Origin of the sequence: Paenibacillus macerans (assembly GCF_900454495.1) — a bacterium.
Classification (GTDB): domain Bacteria; phylum Bacillota; class Bacilli; order Paenibacillales; family Paenibacillaceae; genus Fontibacillus; species Fontibacillus macerans.
Genome location: NZ_UGSI01000002.1, coordinates 869,726 through 889,281 on the forward strand (window position 1 = coordinate 869,726; position 19,556 = coordinate 889,281).

General features: G+C 53.5%; 14 protein-coding genes and 2 pseudogenes. 10 read left to right on the forward strand and 6 right to left on the reverse strand.

Annotated features, from left to right (window positions below; all coding sequences use genetic code 11):
- The first annotated feature begins 48 nt into the window (after positions 1 to 48).
- From ftsE to DYE26_RS26955, 5 genes are all read left to right on the forward strand, one after another.
- The gene (gene ftsE, locus DYE26_RS26935) at positions 49 to 735 is read left to right on the forward strand and encodes a cell division ATP-binding protein FtsE (RefSeq protein ID WP_036619379.1); all 687 of its coding nucleotides are present in this window, start codon (positions 49 to 51) and stop codon (positions 733 to 735) included.
- On the forward strand, positions 725 to 1,639 hold the full coding sequence (gene ftsX / locus DYE26_RS26940) for a permease-like cell division protein FtsX (RefSeq protein WP_036619381.1): 915 nt from the start codon (positions 725 to 727) through the stop codon (positions 1,637 to 1,639). Before ftsE ends, ftsX begins: the two co-directional genes overlap by 11 nt.
- Positions 1,640 to 1,881: 242 nt before the next feature.
- Complete coding sequence (locus DYE26_RS26945; RefSeq protein WP_036619383.1) at positions 1,882 to 3,093, forward strand: murein hydrolase activator EnvC family protein; 1,212 nt, start codon at positions 1,882 to 1,884, stop codon at positions 3,091 to 3,093.
- Between the two features lie 194 nt (positions 3,094 to 3,287).
- The gene (locus tag DYE26_RS26950) at positions 3,288 to 4,739 is read left to right on the forward strand and encodes a S41 family peptidase (protein ID WP_036619385.1); all 1,452 of its coding nucleotides are present in this window, start codon (positions 3,288 to 3,290) and stop codon (positions 4,737 to 4,739) included.
- A 145-nt stretch (positions 4,740 to 4,884) separates the two neighbouring features.
- Complete coding sequence (locus DYE26_RS26955) at positions 4,885 to 6,300, forward strand: PDZ domain-containing protein (RefSeq protein ID WP_244927447.1); 1,416 nt, start codon at positions 4,885 to 4,887, stop codon at positions 6,298 to 6,300.
- Positions 6,301 to 6,991: 691 nt separating this feature from the next.
- Here the strand turns inward: DYE26_RS26955 and DYE26_RS34410 are convergent.
- Positions 6,992 to 7,463, reverse strand: a pseudogene (locus tag DYE26_RS34410) (hypothetical protein); the annotation flags it as partial.
- A 155-nt stretch (positions 7,464 to 7,618) separates the two neighbouring features.
- Here DYE26_RS34410 and DYE26_RS26965 point away from each other — a divergent pair.
- On the forward strand, positions 7,619 to 8,155 hold the full coding sequence (locus tag DYE26_RS26965; RefSeq protein WP_051985231.1) for a GNAT family N-acetyltransferase: 537 nt from the start codon (positions 7,619 to 7,621) through the stop codon (positions 8,153 to 8,155).
- Positions 8,156 to 8,267: 112 nt separating this feature from the next.
- Here the strand turns inward: DYE26_RS26965 and DYE26_RS26970 are convergent, their stop codons facing one another.
- The 3 genes from DYE26_RS26970 to DYE26_RS26980 all read right to left on the reverse strand — a co-directional run bounded on the left by DYE26_RS26970 (position 8,268) and on the right by DYE26_RS26980 (position 12,209).
- Positions 8,268 to 9,620: a sulfatase family protein gene (locus tag DYE26_RS26970; protein ID WP_036619390.1), complete on the reverse strand. Its 1,353-nt coding sequence runs from the start codon at positions 9,618 to 9,620 to the stop codon at positions 8,268 to 8,270.
- Positions 9,621 to 9,639: 19 nt separating this feature from the next.
- Complete coding sequence (locus tag DYE26_RS26975) at positions 9,640 to 11,193, reverse strand: PTS transporter subunit EIIC (RefSeq protein WP_036619392.1); 1,554 nt, start codon at positions 11,191 to 11,193, stop codon at positions 9,640 to 9,642.
- Positions 11,194 to 11,381: 188 nt separating this feature from the next.
- Entirely contained in the window at positions 11,382 to 12,209 is an 828-nt protein-coding gene (locus tag DYE26_RS26980; protein WP_036619394.1) for a PRD domain-containing protein, read from the reverse strand.
- 265 nt (positions 12,210 to 12,474) lie between these two features.
- Here DYE26_RS26980 and DYE26_RS26985 point away from each other — a divergent pair, with 265 nt between their 5' ends.
- The 3 genes and pseudogenes from DYE26_RS26985 to DYE26_RS34970 all read left to right on the forward strand — a co-directional run.
- Complete coding sequence (locus tag DYE26_RS26985; protein WP_036619396.1) at positions 12,475 to 13,476, forward strand: formylglycine-generating enzyme family protein; 1,002 nt, start codon at positions 12,475 to 12,477, stop codon at positions 13,474 to 13,476.
- Between the two features lie 255 nt (positions 13,477 to 13,731).
- The gene (locus DYE26_RS26990; RefSeq protein ID WP_036619399.1) at positions 13,732 to 14,229 is read left to right on the forward strand and encodes a PTS sugar transporter subunit IIA; all 498 of its coding nucleotides are present in this window, start codon (positions 13,732 to 13,734) and stop codon (positions 14,227 to 14,229) included.
- Between the two features lie 523 nt (positions 14,230 to 14,752).
- Positions 14,753 to 14,901: pseudogene (locus DYE26_RS34970) on the forward strand (IS4 family transposase); the annotation flags it as partial.
- A 375-nt stretch (positions 14,902 to 15,276) separates the two neighbouring features.
- Here the strand turns inward: DYE26_RS34970 and DYE26_RS26995 are convergent.
- Entirely contained in the window at positions 15,277 to 16,185 is a 909-nt protein-coding gene (locus tag DYE26_RS26995) for a flagellar motor protein MotB (RefSeq protein WP_036619401.1), read from the reverse strand.
- Complete coding sequence (locus DYE26_RS27000; protein ID WP_036619403.1) at positions 16,182 to 17,006, reverse strand: flagellar motor protein; 825 nt, start codon at positions 17,004 to 17,006, stop codon at positions 16,182 to 16,184. The genes DYE26_RS26995 and DYE26_RS27000 overlap by 4 nt, the downstream gene beginning before the upstream one ends.
- A gap of 267 nt (positions 17,007 to 17,273) precedes the next feature.
- On the opposite strand from DYE26_RS27000, the gene uvrB reads away from it, so the two are divergent.
- Entirely contained in the window at positions 17,274 to 19,268 is a 1,995-nt protein-coding gene (uvrB, locus tag DYE26_RS27005; RefSeq protein WP_036619405.1) for an excinuclease ABC subunit UvrB, read from the forward strand.
- Positions 19,269 to 19,556: the final 288 nt, after the last annotated feature.

Sequence of the window (19,556 nt, forward strand, 5' to 3'; positions counted from 1 at the left end):
TAAGATATAGAAATCAAGTTTTGGAATCAAGGTTTAGGACGTGATGAAGTGATAGAGATGCAGGATGTCTGGAAGACGTATCCGAACGGAACCCATGCCCTGAAAGGGGTATCGGTCAAAATAGACCGCAATGAATTCGTTTATCTGGTCGGGCCCTCGGGTGCAGGGAAATCGACCTTTATGAAGCTTATATACCGGGAAGAGGTGCCCACCAAAGGGCAAATTTCCGTCAATGGATTTAACATCGGCAAGCTCAAGCCCCGCAAAATTCCGTATGTCCGCCGAAATATCGGCGTCATTTTCCAAGATTTTCGCCTGCTGCCAAAGCTCACGGCATATGAAAACGTCGCGTTTGCTCTGGAGGTTATCGAAGCTCCCAAAAAAGTAATCAAGAAGCGTGTGATGGAAGTGCTCGAACTGGTCGGGCTGAAAAATAAAGCAAACCGCGATCCATCCCAGCTCTCCGGCGGTGAACAACAGCGCGTCGCCATCGCGAGAGCGATCGTCAACAGTCCGTCCGTCATCATTGCGGACGAGCCTACCGGCAACCTGGATCCCGAGACGTCATGGGGGATCATGCAACTGCTTGATGAGATCAATTTCCGCGGCACGACGATCGTCATGGCCACCCATAACAAAGAAATCGTTAACACCATGCGCAAGCGCGTGATTGCCATCGAACACGGCAACATCGTGCGAGACCAGCTGAGAGGGGAATACGGTTATGACTATTAGCACCTTCTTCCGGCATTTGCGGGAAGGCGCGAAAAACGTGTTCCGCAACGGCTGGATGTCGGTGGCGTCGATCACTTCAATCATCGTTTCGCTGCTGATTCTCGGCGTGTTTATTCTGCTAGTGCTTAATGTCAACTCGTTTGCCGACGAAGCGGACAGCCAGGTGCAGATCAAGGCTTATCTGAATTCCAACGTCACCGAAGCCGTGCGCAATCAGCTTTCCAACGAGATCGGTTCGATGGCCGAAGTCAGCCGGGTTACGCTGATCCCCAAAGCGCAAGGGTTGAAGGATTTCAAGGAAAAGCTGGGGGAACAAGGCAAGGAATTGCTGGAGGGCTACGACGAAAAGACGAACCCGATTCCCGATACGTTCCAGGTGGAAGTTGTCGAACCGACGACGATCCCCTATGTGGCGAGCAAGATTCAGGCGCTTAACGACAAATATGACGGAGACCCGGTCTATAAGGTCAATTACGGACAGGGCACGGTCGAAAAATTGTTCAAAATCACGCGTTTAATACGCAACATCGGCTTTGCGTTTGTAGCGGGCCTCGGCTTGATGGCGATGTTTCTCATCTCGAACACGATTCGCGTGACCATTTTGGCCCGCCGCCGCGAGATTGGCATCATGAAGCTGGTCGGCGCGACGAACCGGTTTATCCGCTGGCCGTTTTTCGTGGAGGGCGCGCTGATTGGCCTGATCGGCTCGCTCATTACGGTAGCGATTCTTTACATCAGTTACGATCAACTGGTTCAGTCCGTGAAAGCGGACATTACACTGGCGTTCCGGCTGGTGCCGGTCAGTGAAATCGGTCTGGAGCTCGGGGGACTGCTTGTCGGCCTGGGCCTGCTGATCGGCATTTGGGGCAGCACGATGTCGATCCGCAAGTTTTTGAAGGTGTAGTGCGGGAAAACTTTGCGATTAAGAAGTTGAAGTTGAATTATAATCCGAGTTAAAAATTCGACTTTTCAGCGCCGAGAAGGTTGGATGAAGCCGGGAGTGAGTAGCGGAGCGTAGGGTAGCCTACGTGAGCAACGGAGCGACCGGCTGAATTCAAGATTCGATGTCGGTCTCACTCCCAGAGTTACTTCGCGATCAAAAGTTGAATTTTTGACAACATCTATAAGAAGGATGGGGAAACGAAGTTGAAGAAATGGGTAGCCACGATCGCCGTAGTGTCCTTAGCCGCTTTGATCTTCCAGCCTGCTGAAGGCTCTGCCAAAACGATCAGCCAGATCGACAAAGAACTGAAACAGCTGCAGCGGCAGGCCGCCGAAGCCAAAAAAATGCAGGAAAAAGCCGCCGGGCAAAAGCAGGAAGCGAAGCATTACGTTAACAAAAACAGGAATTACCTCAAACAGCTGCTGGCGCAAATTGAGTCGGTCAGCAACCAGTTGACGAAAATCGCCGTCGAAATTGATCAAACCGAGGAAAACTTGCATGAGACCGCTCAGAAGCTGGAGACAACCGAAGCGCGGATCAAAGAGCGTTCGCATTTGCTCGATACCCGGGTCCGGCTGATGTATACCGATGGAGCCGTTTCCTATTTGGATGTTTTGCTGTCCTCGACGAGCTTTACCGATTTTTTGGAACGCGCCGATTCGCTGCAGGCGATCATCAATCAGGATCATGTTCTGCTGGAAGAGCATAAACGGGACAAGGAACTGATTACGGAGCAGAAGGCCCAGCTTGAGAAGGATTATGCAAAGGTCAAAAAGCTGTATGCCGAAGCCGAAGACCGCAAAAGCCAACTCAAGACCAAAGAAGAAGAGAAGCAGCAATTGATCGCCAAATACAGCGCGGAAATCGAAGAATCCGACGATATCAGCGAAGAGCAGGAACAGCTGCTGGTTGAACTTGCGACCAAGCGGTCTGCGCTCGAAAAGGAGAAAAACAAGCTGAAGGCGGCCCAGGTCTACACTTATAGAAGAAGCTCCTCGGGGTCCGGCGGTTTTAAAGGGAACGGCGGCGCGTTTGGGCTTCCGGTGAACGGGGCCCGGATTTCTTCGGGGTACGGAACGCGAATCCATCCGATTACCGGGGTGAGGAAGAAACATACCGGGGTGGATTTTGCGGCTCCGCAAGGGACGGATATCCATGCCGCCGAAGGCGGCGTTGTCATCGTTGCCGAGTGGTGGAGCGGTTACGGGAACGCGGTGATCATCGACCATGGCGACAACGTGTGGACGCTATATGGACATATTCGCAATGGCGGCATCATGGTTGAAAAAGGGCAGCAGGTCAAAAAAGGCGAAAAAATCGCCGAAGTCGGCAGCACCGGCAATTCGACGGGGCCTCACTGCCACTTTGAGGTGCGGATTAACGGAACACCTGTAGACCCTATGCCGTATTTGTAATAAAATAGCGTTATGATGCGATAGAAAAAACGGATACCGCCCGCTCGGGACGGATTATCCGTTTTTCCGTTGTTCATGCGGGATTGGTAAATATTTATTATGGACAGAACATATACTATGGGACGTTCCATTTTTGGACTTGCTGGGCCTTACCTTGTCGTATGGCCGATCAATCGGAGGCGGTGAATTTATTTATGTTTAAAGGACGTACCGTTACATTGCTGGTCGTGGTGTCTATGCTGGTCAGCTGCTTGCTGACGTTGACTTTGACGGGCGAATGGAGTTTCGCCGGTTCGGCGCCGCTGCGCAGCGGGCTGTTTGCCGACAGCAGCGGGCAGAGCAGCAAAGCCGGCATCGAGAAAATCGAAAAGGCGCTGGCCTTGGTGGAAAAAAATTATGTCGAAGACGTCGACCAGAAGAAGCTGGTGGACGGAGCGATCGACGGTATGATGGGCGCGTTGGGGGACCCATTCTCGTCCTATATGGCGCCGGACACGGCGCAGCAGTTCTCGGAGCAAATCGAAGGCTCTTTTACCGGCATCGGGGCGGAAGTGTCGATGGAAAACGGAAACGTCGTGGTCGTTTCTCCGATCAAAGGCTCTCCGGCCGAAAAAGCCGGGATCCAGCCGAAGGATATTTTGCTGTCGGTTAATGGCGAATCGTTCGAGGGGCTCAGCCTGAATGAAGCGGTCGCCAAAATCCGCGGCCCGAAAGGGACGGAGGCCAAAATCAAAGTGAAGCGGGCCGGCTCGGACACGACGCTGGAGTTTACGATCGTCCGCGACGATATCGCCCTGGAAACGGTATATTCCCGCATGGAGGACGGCGGCGTGGGTGTAATCGAGGTCACCGAGTTTTCGATGAACACGGCGGAACGCTTCAAGGAGGAGTTGGCTTCTCTGGAGAAGAAGGGGATGAAAGGGCTGGTCATCGACGTACGCAACAACCCGGGAGGCGTGCTGACCGTCGTCGAGGATATGTCCGAACAATTCGTGCCGAAAGGCAAGGTTATTGTGCAGGTTGAAGATAAAAACAAGCGCCGCCAGCAAACCTTATCGGACGGCAGCGGCAAAAAATATCCGATCGTGGTCGTCACGAACAAGGGCAGCGCCAGCGCTTCGGAAATTTTGGCCGGGGCGCTGCAGGAATCGGCCGGAGCGAAGCTGGTCGGCGAAGCGACGTACGGCAAAGGCACGGTTCAATCGAGCTACACGCAGGAAATGGGCGACGGCAGCATGCTTAAGATCACAATCGCCAAGTGGCTGACGCCGGACGGCGAGTGGATTCACAAAAAAGGCATCCAGCCGGACGTCGCCGTGCCGCAGCCGGATTATTTTTCGGTAGCGCCGATCAATAAAGAAAAAACGTTCAAATACGATATGCTGGGCGACGACATCAAGAGCGCGCAAACGATGCTGGACGGCTTGGGGCTGGACCCCGGACGCAAGGACGGATACTTCGACAAGCAGACGGAGAACGCCTTGAAGGAATTCCAAACGGGCCAAAAGATGGAGCCGACCGGCGTCCTGGACGCCAAGACGGCGGAAGCGCTGGAGAGCAGCGTCATCAAGCAAATCCGCGATCCGAAAAACGACCTGCAGTTAAAACGGGCGGTCGAGGAAATCCGGAAGGAAATCGCTTCGTAAGCGTCGAATCCATAAGAAGGCTGAAACTTGGCCTTCTTTTTTCTTTGTTTGCATGTTGAAAGCAGAAACAAATACACCTAGAAAAGACGCTTCGGGAAACGGTCCGAAGTTGTCCGCTTGTTGCGAAAAGGAGCGTGAACATCCCTTGGATCTCATTCTTGAAGGATTGTGGAGTTTGGCGGAAGCGGCAGCGCAGTTGTTTTTGCAGCCTTTTTATTATATTTCTATCATCATGATCGCGCTGCTTTATCGCCGGCAGGTGCTGCTGGAGCGCAAGCTGTTTCATGCACGCCTGCATAGCTGGGGCGCCCAAACGTGGCGTACCGTGATCGCCGGCCTGCTGGCGGGGGTTACGGTATCCGTCCTATTTGCCTTCCTCGGAATGGATCTGACGCTGGAAGGCATCGTCTGCATTTGGGCCGTCACGATTGTGCTGCTGCTGTTTCGCGTCCGGTATTTATGCCTGGCCTACTCGGTCGGACTGCTGGGGGTCGCACAGTTTGGCCTGAACCTGTTTCCGGGCTTTGCAGGGACGGGATGGGGCGGCGAAATCGTGCGCATTGTAAGAGAGCTTGATATGCCGGCGCTGCTGTGCCTGGTCGGGCTGCTGCATATTGCGGAAGGGCTGCTTGTCCGCTGGCAGGGGGCATCGTTTGCCGGTCCGCTGTTTTATGAAGGCAAGCGGGGCAAGCTGGTCGGCGGCTACCAAATGCAAAGCCTATGGGCGGTGCCGCTGTTTTTGCTGGTCCCGATGGAGACGGCGGGAAATGTGCTGCCGTGGACGCCGTTTTTTGGCGGTGACGCCTGGCAGGGTGGTTTCGGCATGATCGGGCTGCCGATTATCATCGGGTTTTCGGAAATGACCATGGGCTTTTTGCCGAAGGACAAGGCGCGCGTGTCGTCCGGGCGCTTGCTGGCGTATGGTGCGGCGGTACTGGTGCTGGCGCTGGCCGCGGCGTGGTGGAGTCCGCTGCTGCTGTTGGCGGCGCTGGCGGCGTTTCTGCTGCACGAAGGGCTGGTCTGGTACAGCCGCTACGAGGAGCAGCGGCGCAGCCCGCTGTACGTGAACCCGCTGGGCGGGGTGAGGGTGCTTGCGGTGCTGCCGGGGAGCCCGGCGGACGAGCTTGGCATCCGGGCCGGCGAGACAATCGTCAAAGTGAACGGCGTGCCGGTGCCGACCAAGGAAGATCTGCATGCGGCGCTGCGGATCAACCCGGCTTATTGCAAGCTGGAGGTGCGGAATCTCGCGGGCGAGAGCAAGTTCCTCCAGCGGGCGATTTACGCCGGCGATCATCACCAGCTCGGCGCGATTTTGGCGCCGGACGAGCTGGCGCCGGCGGCGGTACGGCTGCAGCCGTTGTCGCTGCTGCAGCTTGTGCGCCCGCGGCGGAGCGCCCGTGCGGTGCAGGGCGCTCGCGCGAGCGGCGGCGGTGGCGCCGCCGCGGGAGGCACGGGCCCCGCAGGAGCGGGCGGGCCCGGCGCGGGAGCCGCTGCGCCGGCTTCGCGGGCGGCGCAGCGGCAGGGCGGCTCGGCGGCGGACGGCCCGGCCGCCGAGGTGTAGCGCCCGGCGCGGTGCGGGGCGCTCGCGCGAGCGGCGGCGGAGGCGCCGCCGCAGAAGGCGCGTGCCCGGCGGGAGCAGGCGTGTCCGGCGCGGGAGCCGCAGGGCCGGCTTAGCGGGCGGCACAGCACGGGGCTGCTCGACAGCACGCTCGGGCCGCCCCGGCCGCCCCGTTCCCCGAGGTATCGCACTCGCGGCATTGCCGTTGCTGCAGATACAGCGTGCTTTTTTCCTAACACGCGCTATTCTCTGCACGCTTCATAAAAAAAACTCCTGGATAACGTTCCTCCAGGAGGTTTTTTGGGATGCGCTAACGGACTCAGTTGCACTTACTTCACTCAAACTAATGTAAAATCACGTATTTGGCGCCCAATAAGGTCTAACTTTGCGGGATTTGTACAACTATATAGGCTCAACCTAATAATCAGCGCTCGATAAGGAGGGCCGGTAACCGGTCGTGGCAAGAAATATCGGCAGATCAATATCCGCTGTCCGGACGCTTTGCACGATTATCCCATTTGATCCGGAAGCAGAGAGGAAGATAAATTCAGGAGAAGAAAATAGGTTTGGGAGAAGCAGACATGTTCGAGATCGTTAGACAGGTTTGTGGGAAGGCGGTTTAGGAGAAGTGAAGCAGACTTAACGGGAGCAACGGGGCAAGACACCGGGAAAAATGAACGGACCGGAGTAGCCTCTACCCTCCACCCCCTGAACAAGAGGGATAATCGTGCAAAGCAGCCTGCAGGGATACCAAGCCACGAACGCTAAATACAGCCGCCTCAGAGCCAAAGTCATTCTCGGCCAGTTCCAACAAAATGCGTCTGGCTTGACGAACCGGTATTCGCAGATGTTCCGACAACTCGTTGGGCGTGAAGGGCCGCAGCAAACGGCGGGAGAAACGAACCGCTTCCGCCTCCAACCAGGTTAGGTCCGATTGCACGTCGACAGCAACAAATTTTCCGATAAACGAGAGTACCAACTGCTGGCATGCTTGGGTTCGTTCATAATCGACAATTTACGCAATCGAAAAAAATCCAGCCATCAAGTGCCAACGGGCTATGGCGCCAGCATAAGTCCTTAAAGCGTCTTACATCGAGATCCCTTGCATGGGGGCCGTATCCTTGGATATCAATGCCTCTTTTTGCTGTGTCTGGCATATATGCCAGGTAATGTTATTTTCATGTATAGGCAACAGGTGGAGGTAATCCGCTAAAATTGAATTCTAACGAACCACGTGGCTTTGTACCAAAGGGTTTTGGAAACAAATGTATAATACTAATGGTGGGCTATAGTTTAATTCTATCGAGGACGTGCCAGCAAAATGACATCAAAACTATTTAAGTTAACCGAGACCAACGTTTCTGACTATCTGCCTGTGATTTTTCAGTGGGCTGCGGACGAAACCGAAAAAGAGTACCACACTTGCCGTCCGATTCAAGAAATGGATAGTTACGAGGCTTTTAGAAAGAAGGTGACTGCCGGTCTAACCCATGGACATTGCCAATACGTGTTGATCGATGTAGAGGAGAATGAGGTTGTCGGGAAAATAAGTCTTTTTGACTATAATCCGAGGAATCGCAGTGGGGAATTTGGTTATTATGTTCCGCCTTTGCATCGGGGGAAGGGAGTAGGAGGCCGTTTGATTCAGCTATTCCTGGAAGAAGTGTTCCATGATCAACATTTAAATTTACATAAAGTCTATGCCACGACTGCAGCTAACAATAAACCTTCGATCAAGCTATTGGAGCGTTTCAACTTCAAATTCGAGGGCGCTTACAGAGAGCATTACTGGTTTAGCGACGGTTCTGTTTGCGATCAATACCATTATTCTTTATTAAAAAAAGAATTAAGCGTGTAGAGAAACGCGGGGTTGATCGTGGCTGCCGCGCCGAACCTAAACGCCGAACCTAAACAAAGAGTGAAGGGGTTAATTTCCCGATCACTCCTTGTTTGCGTACATCTATAAACGTTTATTGCTTCCCGCCGTTTTTGGGCACATAAACTCTGCCGTGAAGGGCTTCCTCGGCCCATTTGGCCGATTCGGTTCCCGCTACCGGGCCTTTTAAAATCGGATCGTCCGTGGACGTCATCCAATTTTCCACTTTGCGGCGCAGTTCTTCGGCAACCTCCGCGTAGCCGGGATCATGGATCAGATTCGTATATTCCAGCGGGTCCTTTTCCAGATCGTAAAGCTCCTCCGGTTCGTTGGCGACATAAAACTGCTCCCGCACGTCCGGACCGGAAATACTGCGATGGATGTCCACAGGCATGTAAATTTTCGGACCGTCAATAAAATTTTTGACGTATTTGTACCGGGCCGTACGGATGCCGCGCATCGGGTGATACTTGTCATGCCAGGTCAGCTCGCAGAAAAATTCCTCGCGGACCGGCGCATCATCGCCTCGCAGCGGGGAGGCGAAACTGATGCCGTCGATATCTTCGGGAATTGGCGCTCCCGCCAGCTCGAGCAGCGTCGGCAGCATGTCGATATTGCACAGAAGTCCATCGATAACCCGGCCGTTTCCTTGAATCCACTTGGGCCCGTACATAATCAGGGCCGTTTCCAGTCCGGCGTCCTTCATCGTTCCTTTCGCCCGCGGAAAAGCGATGCCATGATCCGTGGTGTAAATAATCAGCGTATTCTCTAACAGCCCCGTCTCCTTCAGCGCGGCCTTAATCCGGCCTACGGCTTCGTCAAGCACTTTAACGGAACCGTGAAATTGGGCAAAGTCCAAACGGATATTTTCGGTGTCCGGCAAATAAGCAGGTACCTGCACGTTGTCTACGTCGTCTTTGATATCGTCGTATTCATCGAAAGAGCGGTGCGTCTCCCAAAAGCCGATGTTGGCGAAGAACGGCCGGCCTTCCTCGACCGCTGCGGCCTTTTCCCGTAAATATTCGATCGCCGCGTCGGCCACGCCGGGGGCTCTGGAGCCTTCGACTCCCATATACCTGTCATACCCCAGCTTGTAGGTTGAACTGTAGGTCCCCTTTGCGGTTTCGCCGATCGTTTCGTGGCTGAAGCCGATCAGCGCGGTTTCATAACCGGCTTTTTTCAATTCCATTGGTATAGTAGACTCGTCCTCATTGATATGAAAATTTAAGTGGGCCAGCCCGATCAAACCGTTATTGTGCGGATATTTGCCGGTTAAGATGCTGCCCCGGCTGGGGCTGCATTGGGGGGCCGGACAGTAATACTGATCGAAGCGAATCCCCTTTTCGGCCAACTCGTCAAGCTCCGGGGTCGGCACTTGATGGCCGTAACAGCTAAGGTATCGTCCCGTGTCGTGCGAGATCATGAAGATAATGTTTGGTTGGTTCATTGCGGTGACAGCTCCTTTATCATTGGATCATTTCCTCCAGCTCCGTTTTAATCAGGGCGACATGCGGGCCGTAAATAATCTGCACCCCTTTGCCTTTTACAATGACGCCTTTGGAACCGGTCTTTTGCAGCTCTTCTTTGGATACTTGGGTTTCATCCCGAACCGTAACGCGAAGCCGTGTTGCGCAGCAGTCCAAATCTTCAATATTGGCTTTGCCCCCCAGCGCCGACAGGATCGCCGCGGTCTGTTGATCGGCATTTCCGGAACCACCGTCTGCGGCGGACGCCGTGTCGGAAGTGTCTTCATCTTCTCTGCCCGGGGTTTTCAGATTGAGCTTCGTGATCAAAATACGGAACGTGAAATAATAAACGATGAAAAAGCCAATTCCCACCAGCGGCACCAGCATCCAATTCGTTTTGTCGTTGCCCTGCAGGATGCCGAACAGCGTAAAGTCGATCAACCCGGCGGAGAACGTCATGCCGACCGTGATGTTAAGGATGTGAGCCAGCATATAGGCGACTCCCCATAGCGCGGCGTGGATCACAAAAAGCAAGGGCGCCACGAACAAAAAGGCGAATTCCAGCGGCTCGGTGATTCCCGTCAGAAAGGAAGTGATCGCTCCGGTAAGCAGCAGGCCAAGCACTTTTTTCTTGTTTTCCGGCTTGGCGGTATGATACATGGCCAGTGCGGCTCCAAGCAGACCGAACATCATCGGAAAATATTTTCCGCTCATAAAGCGGGAGACGCCGACAAAGTACTGCTGGGTATTGTGATCCGCAAGCTGGGCGAAAAATATATTTTGCGCCCCCTGCACCTCAATCCCGTTCACGACCATGCTTCCGCCGAGCGCCGTTTGCCAGAACGGGAGATAGAAAATATGGTGAAGTCCTAGCGGTCCCAGCAATTTTACAATGAATCCGAACATAAAGGAGCCGAAATAACCCGTGCGGTCGACGATGCCGCCCATGCTGGCAATCCCGGATTGCACCGGCGGCCAGACGACAAACATGACCATCCCCAGCAGTACGGCCGAGAAGGAACAAATGATCGGAATAAACCGGGAGCCGCTGAAAAATCCGAGCCATTGCGGCAGTTTGACTTTGCCGAACTTTTTATGCAGATAGTAGGTCAACAGGCCGACGATGACGCCGCCGAACACGCCCGTTTGCAGCGTTTGAATGCCCAGAATCATCCCTTGGCCTACGTCGGCCAGCTTTTCTTTGGCCAGCTTCCCGGTAACGACCAGAAGCGCGTTAATCGACGCATTCATCACCAGATAAGCCAGCAGCGCGGCGAGCCCGGCTACGCCTTTGTCCGACTTCGCCAATCCGACGGCGATTCCGATGGCGAAAATAATCGGCAGGTTGCTGAAAATAATTTGCCCCGCAAAGCTCATAATGGTGAAGATCGCCTGCAGCCACGGCTGGTCGAGAAACGGATAGTTGCCTATCGTGTTGGGGTTGGTGAAGGCTCCCCCGATCCCCAGCAGCAGCCCGGCGGCAGGGAGTACGGCGATCGGCAGCATGATCGCTTTGCCGAAGACCTGGAATTTGCTGAACAAGCTTTTAAGCATCATGATCCCCTCTTTTCTAAGTTGTGAGTGATTCCGGGAAAACAAAAAGACCTAAAACGTTCAAGAGCAAAAAGGCTTTAAGCGCTCTTAAACATTTTAGGTCTTGCCTGCTTTCCAGTAACAATCCCCGATATGAAATTCATTGGATACGGTTACATTGTAGACGGTTAACATTTTTTCGTCAAGCCTTAAATATTTTCTAGGATGCGCTGCAAATGCAGGGCAATATACGCCATTTCCGATTCCGGAAAAGCAACGCCGTACTTTTGCTGGAGAAAAGCTGCGGCACTTTGCGCGGTTTTGTAGCCCTTTTTATATTTTTTCTTGATGACTTTCAGCATGTCGTCGTCCAGCGTATGAAACGGTTTATTCTCGTAAAAGCGGTGGATGGCGTATTCCAGATGCGTCAGCAGACGATGATAGGAAATGCTGTCGCTGCTGATGCTTACGCCCAGATCCTTAAGCATAAAATCACTGGCCTCCTGCAGAATCAGCGCTTTTTTGATGGAGTCTTCGATATGGGCGTCTCCCATTTTGGCGGTATGGATATGCAGGGCGATAAAAGCCGCTTCATCCTCGGGAAACGCGATCCCCAGCTTCTCCTGCACATGGCGGAGCGCCCACTGCCCGATCTTAAATTCTTCGTGGTAAAGAATGCGGATTTCGTTCATCAGCTTGTTCCGGACTTCGATGCCCTGGTTTAAACGCTCGATGGCAAAGGTCAGGTGATCGGTTAAGGAAATATGAATGTGGTCGCTCAATTTCATGCCAAGCTGCCGTTCCGCATAGGAGATAATATCCTCCCCCACGGCAATATGAGCCTCGGGAACGGTGCTGAGAAGCTCCTGGAACTTGTGGCCCTCCTCCTTCAAAACGAAGACCTTCTCGATCTTGCTCTGATCGATGACATCGTTTTTTCCTTTCTGAAACGCGATTCCCGCCCCCATAATTATTTTCTCGCTGTCGCCTTCTTTTACAACAACGGCGTTATTGTTCAGAACACGGCTGATTTTCATGAATCTTGCTCCTAGTCTTTAGTTCGTTTTGGTATAAACAACCATATCCGGGCGTCAATTAAAGCTAATATTCCCGGAGAACAGTCAGTTCATGCCTCCGAAAACGGAATTAGGTATACTATAATCTCGGATTTCCCCAAAAATCAACCCGGTTGCCAGAATTAATTTATTTTAAGTTTCTTTCAAAATGGATTTAAGCTGATATAATAACATTAGCTTTACCAGCGCAGATTAGCATTATCAGCTCAGAAAGGAGAGGTAGGACGTGGATCAAGATCATAACAAGGCCACACCTTCTTGCTGTTCCCCAAAACGTTCAAAACCGGGTGTTGTCCGGTTGGGCAGTGGAGCCGCAGCATTTGCGGCGAACGGCGGTCGTCCTAAAGCGGCGGGAGCGAAGACGGCGGGAGTGCAAAGCAACATGGTACGCTTGGAAGGCGGGACGTTTTTGATGGGCACGGACGACAAGGAAGGTTTTCCTTCGGATGGCGAAGGGCCGGTAAGGGAAGTCACGGTGTCCCCGTTTTATATAGATTCCTACGCGGTGACCAACCGGCAGTTTTCTGAATTTGTCCGGGCTACGGGCTACCGTACCGATGCCGAGAAATTCGGCAACTCGTTTGTATTTCATCTGTTTCTGCCGCCGGATGTGCTGGCCGATACGACGAATGTTGTCATGCAAACGCCGTGGTGGCGGCTGATCGAGGGGGCTGACTGGCGGCATCCCGAAGGGCCTGCCTCCGGGCTGCAAGGAAGGATGGATCACCCCGTGGTCCATGTCTCTTGGTATGATGCGGAGGCATACTGCCGTTGGGCCGGCAAACGGCTGCCGACGGAAGCCGAATGGGAATATGCCGCGCGCGGCGGGCTGGTGCAGAAAAAATATCCATGGGGAGATGAACTCACCCCCGAAGGTAAGCATATGTGCAATATCTGGCAGGGGAAATTTCCCGTTCAGAACGAGGCGTTGGACGGATACGCAGGGACCGCTCCGGTAAATGCGTTCGAGCCTAACGGCTATGGTCTATACAATATGGCGGGGAATGTCTGGGAATGGTGCGCGGACTGGTTCGATGTGCGTTACCACCGGTTCCAAGGCAATGTGAATCCCAAAGGACCGGAGAAGGGCAATCTGAAATCGATGCGCGGCGGCTCCTACCTGTGTCATCACTCTTATTGCAACCGGTACAGGGTTGCGGCACGAAGCAGAAACACGCCGGACAGCTCGTCCGGAAACCTTGGATTCCGTTGCGCGGCGGATGCCTGATGGCTATGCGGGTTGCTTTTTTCGGAATCTTGCGGTTTGACAAGAAAAACTCATTCAAGTAAGATAAGTTTGCCAATAAAAGTGCGAGTTCAAAAAGTCAGGTGTTCAGCAAAAATGAATTTTTGAACAAGCTCTAACATATCGGGGTTTGTTACTGTGAGCAGGCAATGCCCAAAACGAGTGATAAAGAGCGATCCTCTTTATTTCGTTTTGGGCTTTTTTATTTTGAATTTTATGAAAACGGAGGATGGGACTATGTTGCCATGGAGTAGAAAAAGCAAAAAACAAGCCGGCGATTTGGTAATAACCACGCCGGTGAACGGACTGGCTGTGCCTCTTGAGCGTGTGCCCGACCCGGCATTTGCCGAACGGATGATGGGGGAAGGAGTTGCGATCGAGCCGGCCGAAGGAAAAGTGTATGCGCCGTTTGATGGAGTTGTCGCGCAACTGATCAAATCCAAACACGCCGTGATCCTTGAACATGAATCCGGGGCTCAGCTCCTGATTCACGTCGGCGTTGATACCGTGTCGCTAAAAGGAGAAGGCTTCACGCCCCGGGTGGAGACCGGTGACCGGGTAAAGGCGGGGCAATTGCTGATGGAGTTTGATATCGCCCGGATTGTTGAAGCCGGCCTGCCGGTCATAACGCCGCTGATCGTTCCCGCGGGCATCGACGCCGTGCTTGAAGTTCATGCACATGAAGGAGAAGCGGCCGTGGGTATAGATCCCGTACTCACTATTAAACTGGCTTGATTTTTGAACGTAACTTAGAATAAACAGCGAACACGCCGTTTCGATAACAGGCCCCGGGAACAGAGGAGATGAAATCGGAACGGCGTGTGTTTTTTAGATTATTATTTAATACTCAACTTTTGGTGCGACCAGAGCTAAAATCGGCTTAACCGCTAATGCTGCACAGACGGAGTGCGAAAAAAATTTTAGCCTTGACAAAAACAGCCAGACACCACTGCTCGTTTATTTCGTCTGTCGGATAGCGGGCAAAATAGTGCTCGATCGGCCCCACTCTGACCGTTAATTGCAAATCATACAACTAACTTTATATCCATTTACCCAATCATTCGTTTAATTGCATTTCATGCAGGCTTTCCCTCGCCTCTTTGCCTTTTCTTCGAAAGATAGCGTAGTAATTGCAGGTTTTACACTTAATCAAGCGCTGTGGCAGCATTTCCGGATAAGTAACTGTACATTTTGCAACTATTCCATTCAACAAAGGACCAAGAAAGCTGAAGTAGGAAGCAGGTACGCTCAGGTGGGGATCACCTTGCTACAACTCCTGGATCTGAACCACGAAATCGCCTCGAAAACCGGGAAAAGCTTTCTCCTTTGATCCAATGTCAATCCCAGGTCTGGATAGCCGCTTCGCCTAGTCACATCAACGCTTACTTGCCAATTTCATGTTGCTAAAGTTGATTTATAAAATTTTAGGGTGTGGAGGGGCACACAACCTGCGTATTTGTGGAGGTCATGGGAATAACGGTAAAAAAGGGCCTTATTTTCGTAAGAAAGGGTGTTCACAAAAAATAGGGGGAATTTTTACCTCTATTTTAGGAACATGGGGGGCAAACGGGGGCCTTTCCAAGCCTAGTCCCAAAATTGCGGAAATTTTTTCCGCTATTTTGCGCAGGATGGGGGGAAATCCCCAAATAAGGACATAAATTGGCCCTATTTCCGGCAGAGATTTGATTGGCGCATCAGAAGACCGCCGGAGCGAATTTCTTCGGCGGTCTTTCATATGACTCCATTCATAGACGGAAACGACATTGTGCCGGAACCCCTCCGTCATTGCTGCAGCTGCCGCAGTACGGTGATTTCAACGCGGCGGTTTTTTTGGCGGCCTGCGGCGGTGTCGTTGCCGGCGGCCGGGCGGGTGTCGGCATATCCGGCGTATTGGAAATGCTGCGGATCGAGCGCCTCCTTGTCGACAAAGAAGCGAAGCACCGACAACGCGCGCGCGCCCGACAGCTCCCAGTTATCCTTGAATTTGGACGACCGGCCGATCGGCTGGCTGTCCGTATGGCCTTCGATGCTGATCACGGTGTCGAGCTGCCCGAACAGGCTGGCCAGCTTGGACAGCGTTTTGGCCGAACCGCTTTTCAAGTCCGCTTTGCCGGTATCGAACAGGAAGCGGTCGCTAAGCGTGATCGAGATGCCTTTCGGCAGATCGGCCACATGAATTTGATCCTCGAGGCTGTTTTCCTTAATGTACGCCTCGATCAGCTGCATCAGGTTGCTCAGTTCTTGCTCCTGCTTGCGGAACGCCAGCTCGCGTTCGGTAAGCGGAGCCTGGCCGGAGCCCGCTTGGGCGGACGCTTGCTGGCCGCCGTTCCCGCTGCTGCCGTCCTGGCCCGCACTGCCGGTTCCTTTGCCGTTCTGAGCGGTGGAGGAAGGAGTTTTGGCGTTGTAGCTGCTTAACGAACCGGTGATGCCGGCGCCTTTATCGAGAATGGAGTTCCCGTTGCTGAACGTCATTTGCAGGGACTGGGTGACGACTTCGTATTTTTCCGCATCGAGCCGGCTCATGGCATACATGATCACGAAAAAAATAAGCAGCAGCGTAATCAAATCCGCATATGTAATCATCCAGCGGTCCTTGGCATCCTGTTGTACCGCGCGCCGCTGCCGCCGCTGCCTCCCATGACCCGGAACCTCGGGTTTGTAATTGCCGCTTGGCGATCCCGGACGACTCATATTTCATTCTCCCGGGAGTCGATGTTGAACCGCGTATTCGGGCTGAGTCCTGCGTCCGTTAACTGACCTGGAGTCCGGTTGTCGGCTGCGTACGATTCCAGCTTGCGGCGCACCAGCAGCGGATGATCCCCGTTTTGAATCGACAAAATCCCTTCGATCATCATCTCCATCCGGTCCACTTCCTCTTCGCTGCGCGCTTTGATTTTGGAGGCAATCGGGAGGAAAATCAGGTTTGCGCTGGCCACCCCATATAGCGTGGCGGTAAAAGCAAGCGCAATCGACGGCCCCAGCGCCGTCGGTTCGCTCAGGCTGCCGAGCACGTGAATAAGGCCCATGACCGTGCCGATGATGCCCATCGTCGGCGCGTAGCCGCCGGCCGATTCGAAAACTTTGGCGTAGCTTTCATATTTTTTTTCCAAAGCGTCGATTTCGAGGCTCATGATTTGCTGGACCATGGTGCGTTCGGTTCCGTCCACGACCAGTTGAATCCCTTCGCGCAAAAAAGGATTCGGGTAGTCCGCCGCTTTTTTTTCCAGGGCAAGCACGCCTTCGCGCCGGGCCACCGTGGCCATGCCGACGATGTCTTCGATCAGCTCGCCCGAATCCTGTTGCCGGGAAGAAAACGCGAGGGCCAGCGCCTTCGGCACCGTGCGCAGCTTGGAGACCGGAAAGCTAATCAGCACCGCGGCGATCGTGCCTCCAAACACGATAAGGGCGGAAGTGAGCTGCATGAGTCCCCCAATCTCGCCGCCTTCCCACAAGAAACCGCCGATCAGGGCGGCCAAACCGATAATGATGCCAAGTAACGTTGCGATATCCATCGAGTGTGTACAACTCCTATTCTTCGACTTACCGTTTGCATCTATAAGATGAAAAAGGTATAATACATGGGAACACGCATTCCTATTTTGTAAATTAAGGAAGGTGTATAGTTTATTCATCGGAATCATGACCGATCCTGTTTAACAAAAGGGCACGATTAGGCAAAAGGTCTCATTTATATATAAGTAAGACTAGGTAGAATTATGGGGTAACTTGTCGGATCCTCCTCTAGTATTTCATTTTAGACGATAGGGTGATGTTGGACAATGAGTGAAATTGTATTTAGCGATAATAAATTCGAGCTTGTCTCCGAGTTCACTCCGCAAGGGGATCAGCCGGAGGCCGTAAGGCAGCTCGTCGAGGGCATTCGCGCCGGGAAAAGACACCAGACGCTGCTTGGCGCGACCGGAACGGGCAAGACGTTTACGATCGCCAATACGATTGCCCAGATAGGCAAGCCGACGCTGATCATCGCCCATAACAAGACGCTGGCGGCGCAGCTGGCCAGTGAATTTAAAGAATTTTTCCCCAACAACTCGGTAGACTATTTCGTCAGCTATTACGACTATTATCAACCGGAAGCCTACATCCCTTCCTCCGATACCTACATCGAGAAAGACTCCAGCATCAACGAAGAGATCGATAAGTTGCGCCACTCCGCGACAAGCTCGCTGTTTGAGCGGCGGGACGTCATCATTGTGGCGAGCGTGTCGTGCATCTACGGCCTCGGTTCGCCGATGGAATACCGCAACCTGGTGCTGTCGCTGCGGGTTGGCATGGAGAAGCCGCGCAACCAGATTTTGAGCCGGCTGGTGGATATCCAGTACCAGCGGAACGACATCAACTTCGTGCGCGGTACGTTTCGGGTGCGCGGGGACGTGCTGGAGATTTTTCCGGCTTCCAAAGGGGAGCACGCCGTACGGGTGGAATTTTTCGGCGATGAAATCGAACGGATCACGGAAATCGACGTGCTGACCGGCGAATTGGTCGGCGAGCGCGAGCATGTGGCGATTTTCCCGGCATCCCACTTCGTTACGCAGGAGGAGACGATGCGGATCGCGCTCGCCAACATCGAGCGTGAGCTGGAGGAGCGGCTGGAAGAGCTTCGTTCCAAAGGAAAGCTGCTGGAGGCCCAGCGGCTGGAGCAGCGGACGCGCTACGACATTGAGATGATGAAGGAAGTCGGCTTTTGCTCCGGGATCGAAAACTATTCCGGGCCGCTGACGTTCCGCGAGCGGGGGGCTACCCCGTATACGCTGCTGGATTATTTTCCCGACGACTTCCTGATTGTGATCGACGAATCCCACCAGACGCTGCCGCAAATCCGGGCGATGTACAACGGCGACCAGGCGCGCAAAACGGTGCTGGTGGAGCACGGCTTCCGCCTGCCTTCGGCGCTGGACAACCGGCCGCTGAGGTTCGAGGAGTTCGAAGCCAAGGCGAAGCAGTTGATTTACGTATCCGCGACGCCGGGACCTTACGAGCTGGAGCATTGTAATACGATGGTGCAGCAGATCATCCGGCCGACGGGCCTTTTGGATCCGGTGATCGAGGTGCGGCCGACGAAGGGGCAGATCGACGACCTGATCGGCGAAATTCAGAGCCGTATCGACAAGGATGAGCGTGTGCTCGTGACGACCTTAACGAAGAAAATGGCCGAGGATTTGACCGACTATTTAAAAGAGATCGGCATCAAAGTAAGGTACCTTCATTCCGATATCAAAACGCTGGAGCGGATGAGCATTTTGCGCGACTTGCGGCTGGGCACGTTCCATGTGCTGATCGGCATCAACCTGCTGCGCGAAGGGTTGGATTTGCCGGAAGTGTCGCTGGTGGCCATTCTGGACGCCGACAAGGAAGGCTTCCTGCGGTCGGAGCGCTCCCTGATCCAGACGATCGGGCGGGCGGCCCGGAACGCGGACGGCCGGGTGCTGATGTACGCTGACAGCATCACGGAATCGATGGACAAGGCGATTAAGGAAACCGAACGGCGGCGCAGCATCCAGATCGCTTACAACGAGAAGCACGGCATTACGCCGCAGACGATCCGCAAGAAAGTTCGCGACGTTATCGAAGCGACCAAGGTGGCGGAGAGCAAGAGCGAGTATCTGGCCGACGCCGCCAAGGTTAAGATGTCCAAGCGCGACCGCGAAGCGATGATCCGCCGCTTGGAGGCCGAAATGAAGGAAGCGGCCAAAAACCTTCAGTTCGAGCGGGCCGCGGAGCTGCGTGACGCAATCATGGAACTCAAGGCGGAGTAAGCGTTGGCGGATTGGAGTTAAAGCTAAAAGCAGCTTGAGTCAACAGTTCAAAAATCTGTTATTCGGGATTTTTGAACTGCCTCAGTTTTAATATAGATGTTGTTTAAAATCGGCTTTTCGGCACCGAAGTGTATGTTTTGGCGATCCGCGTTTATGCTCAGGCGAAAATATAAGGACAATAAACGCCGCTATTTCGCCGATATCTCTCATGTTGAGTGAAATAAAGGCATTTAATGCCGCTATTTTCTCCAGCCGCAGGGAAATGGCCTGCTTTTCGTTCCGGCATTG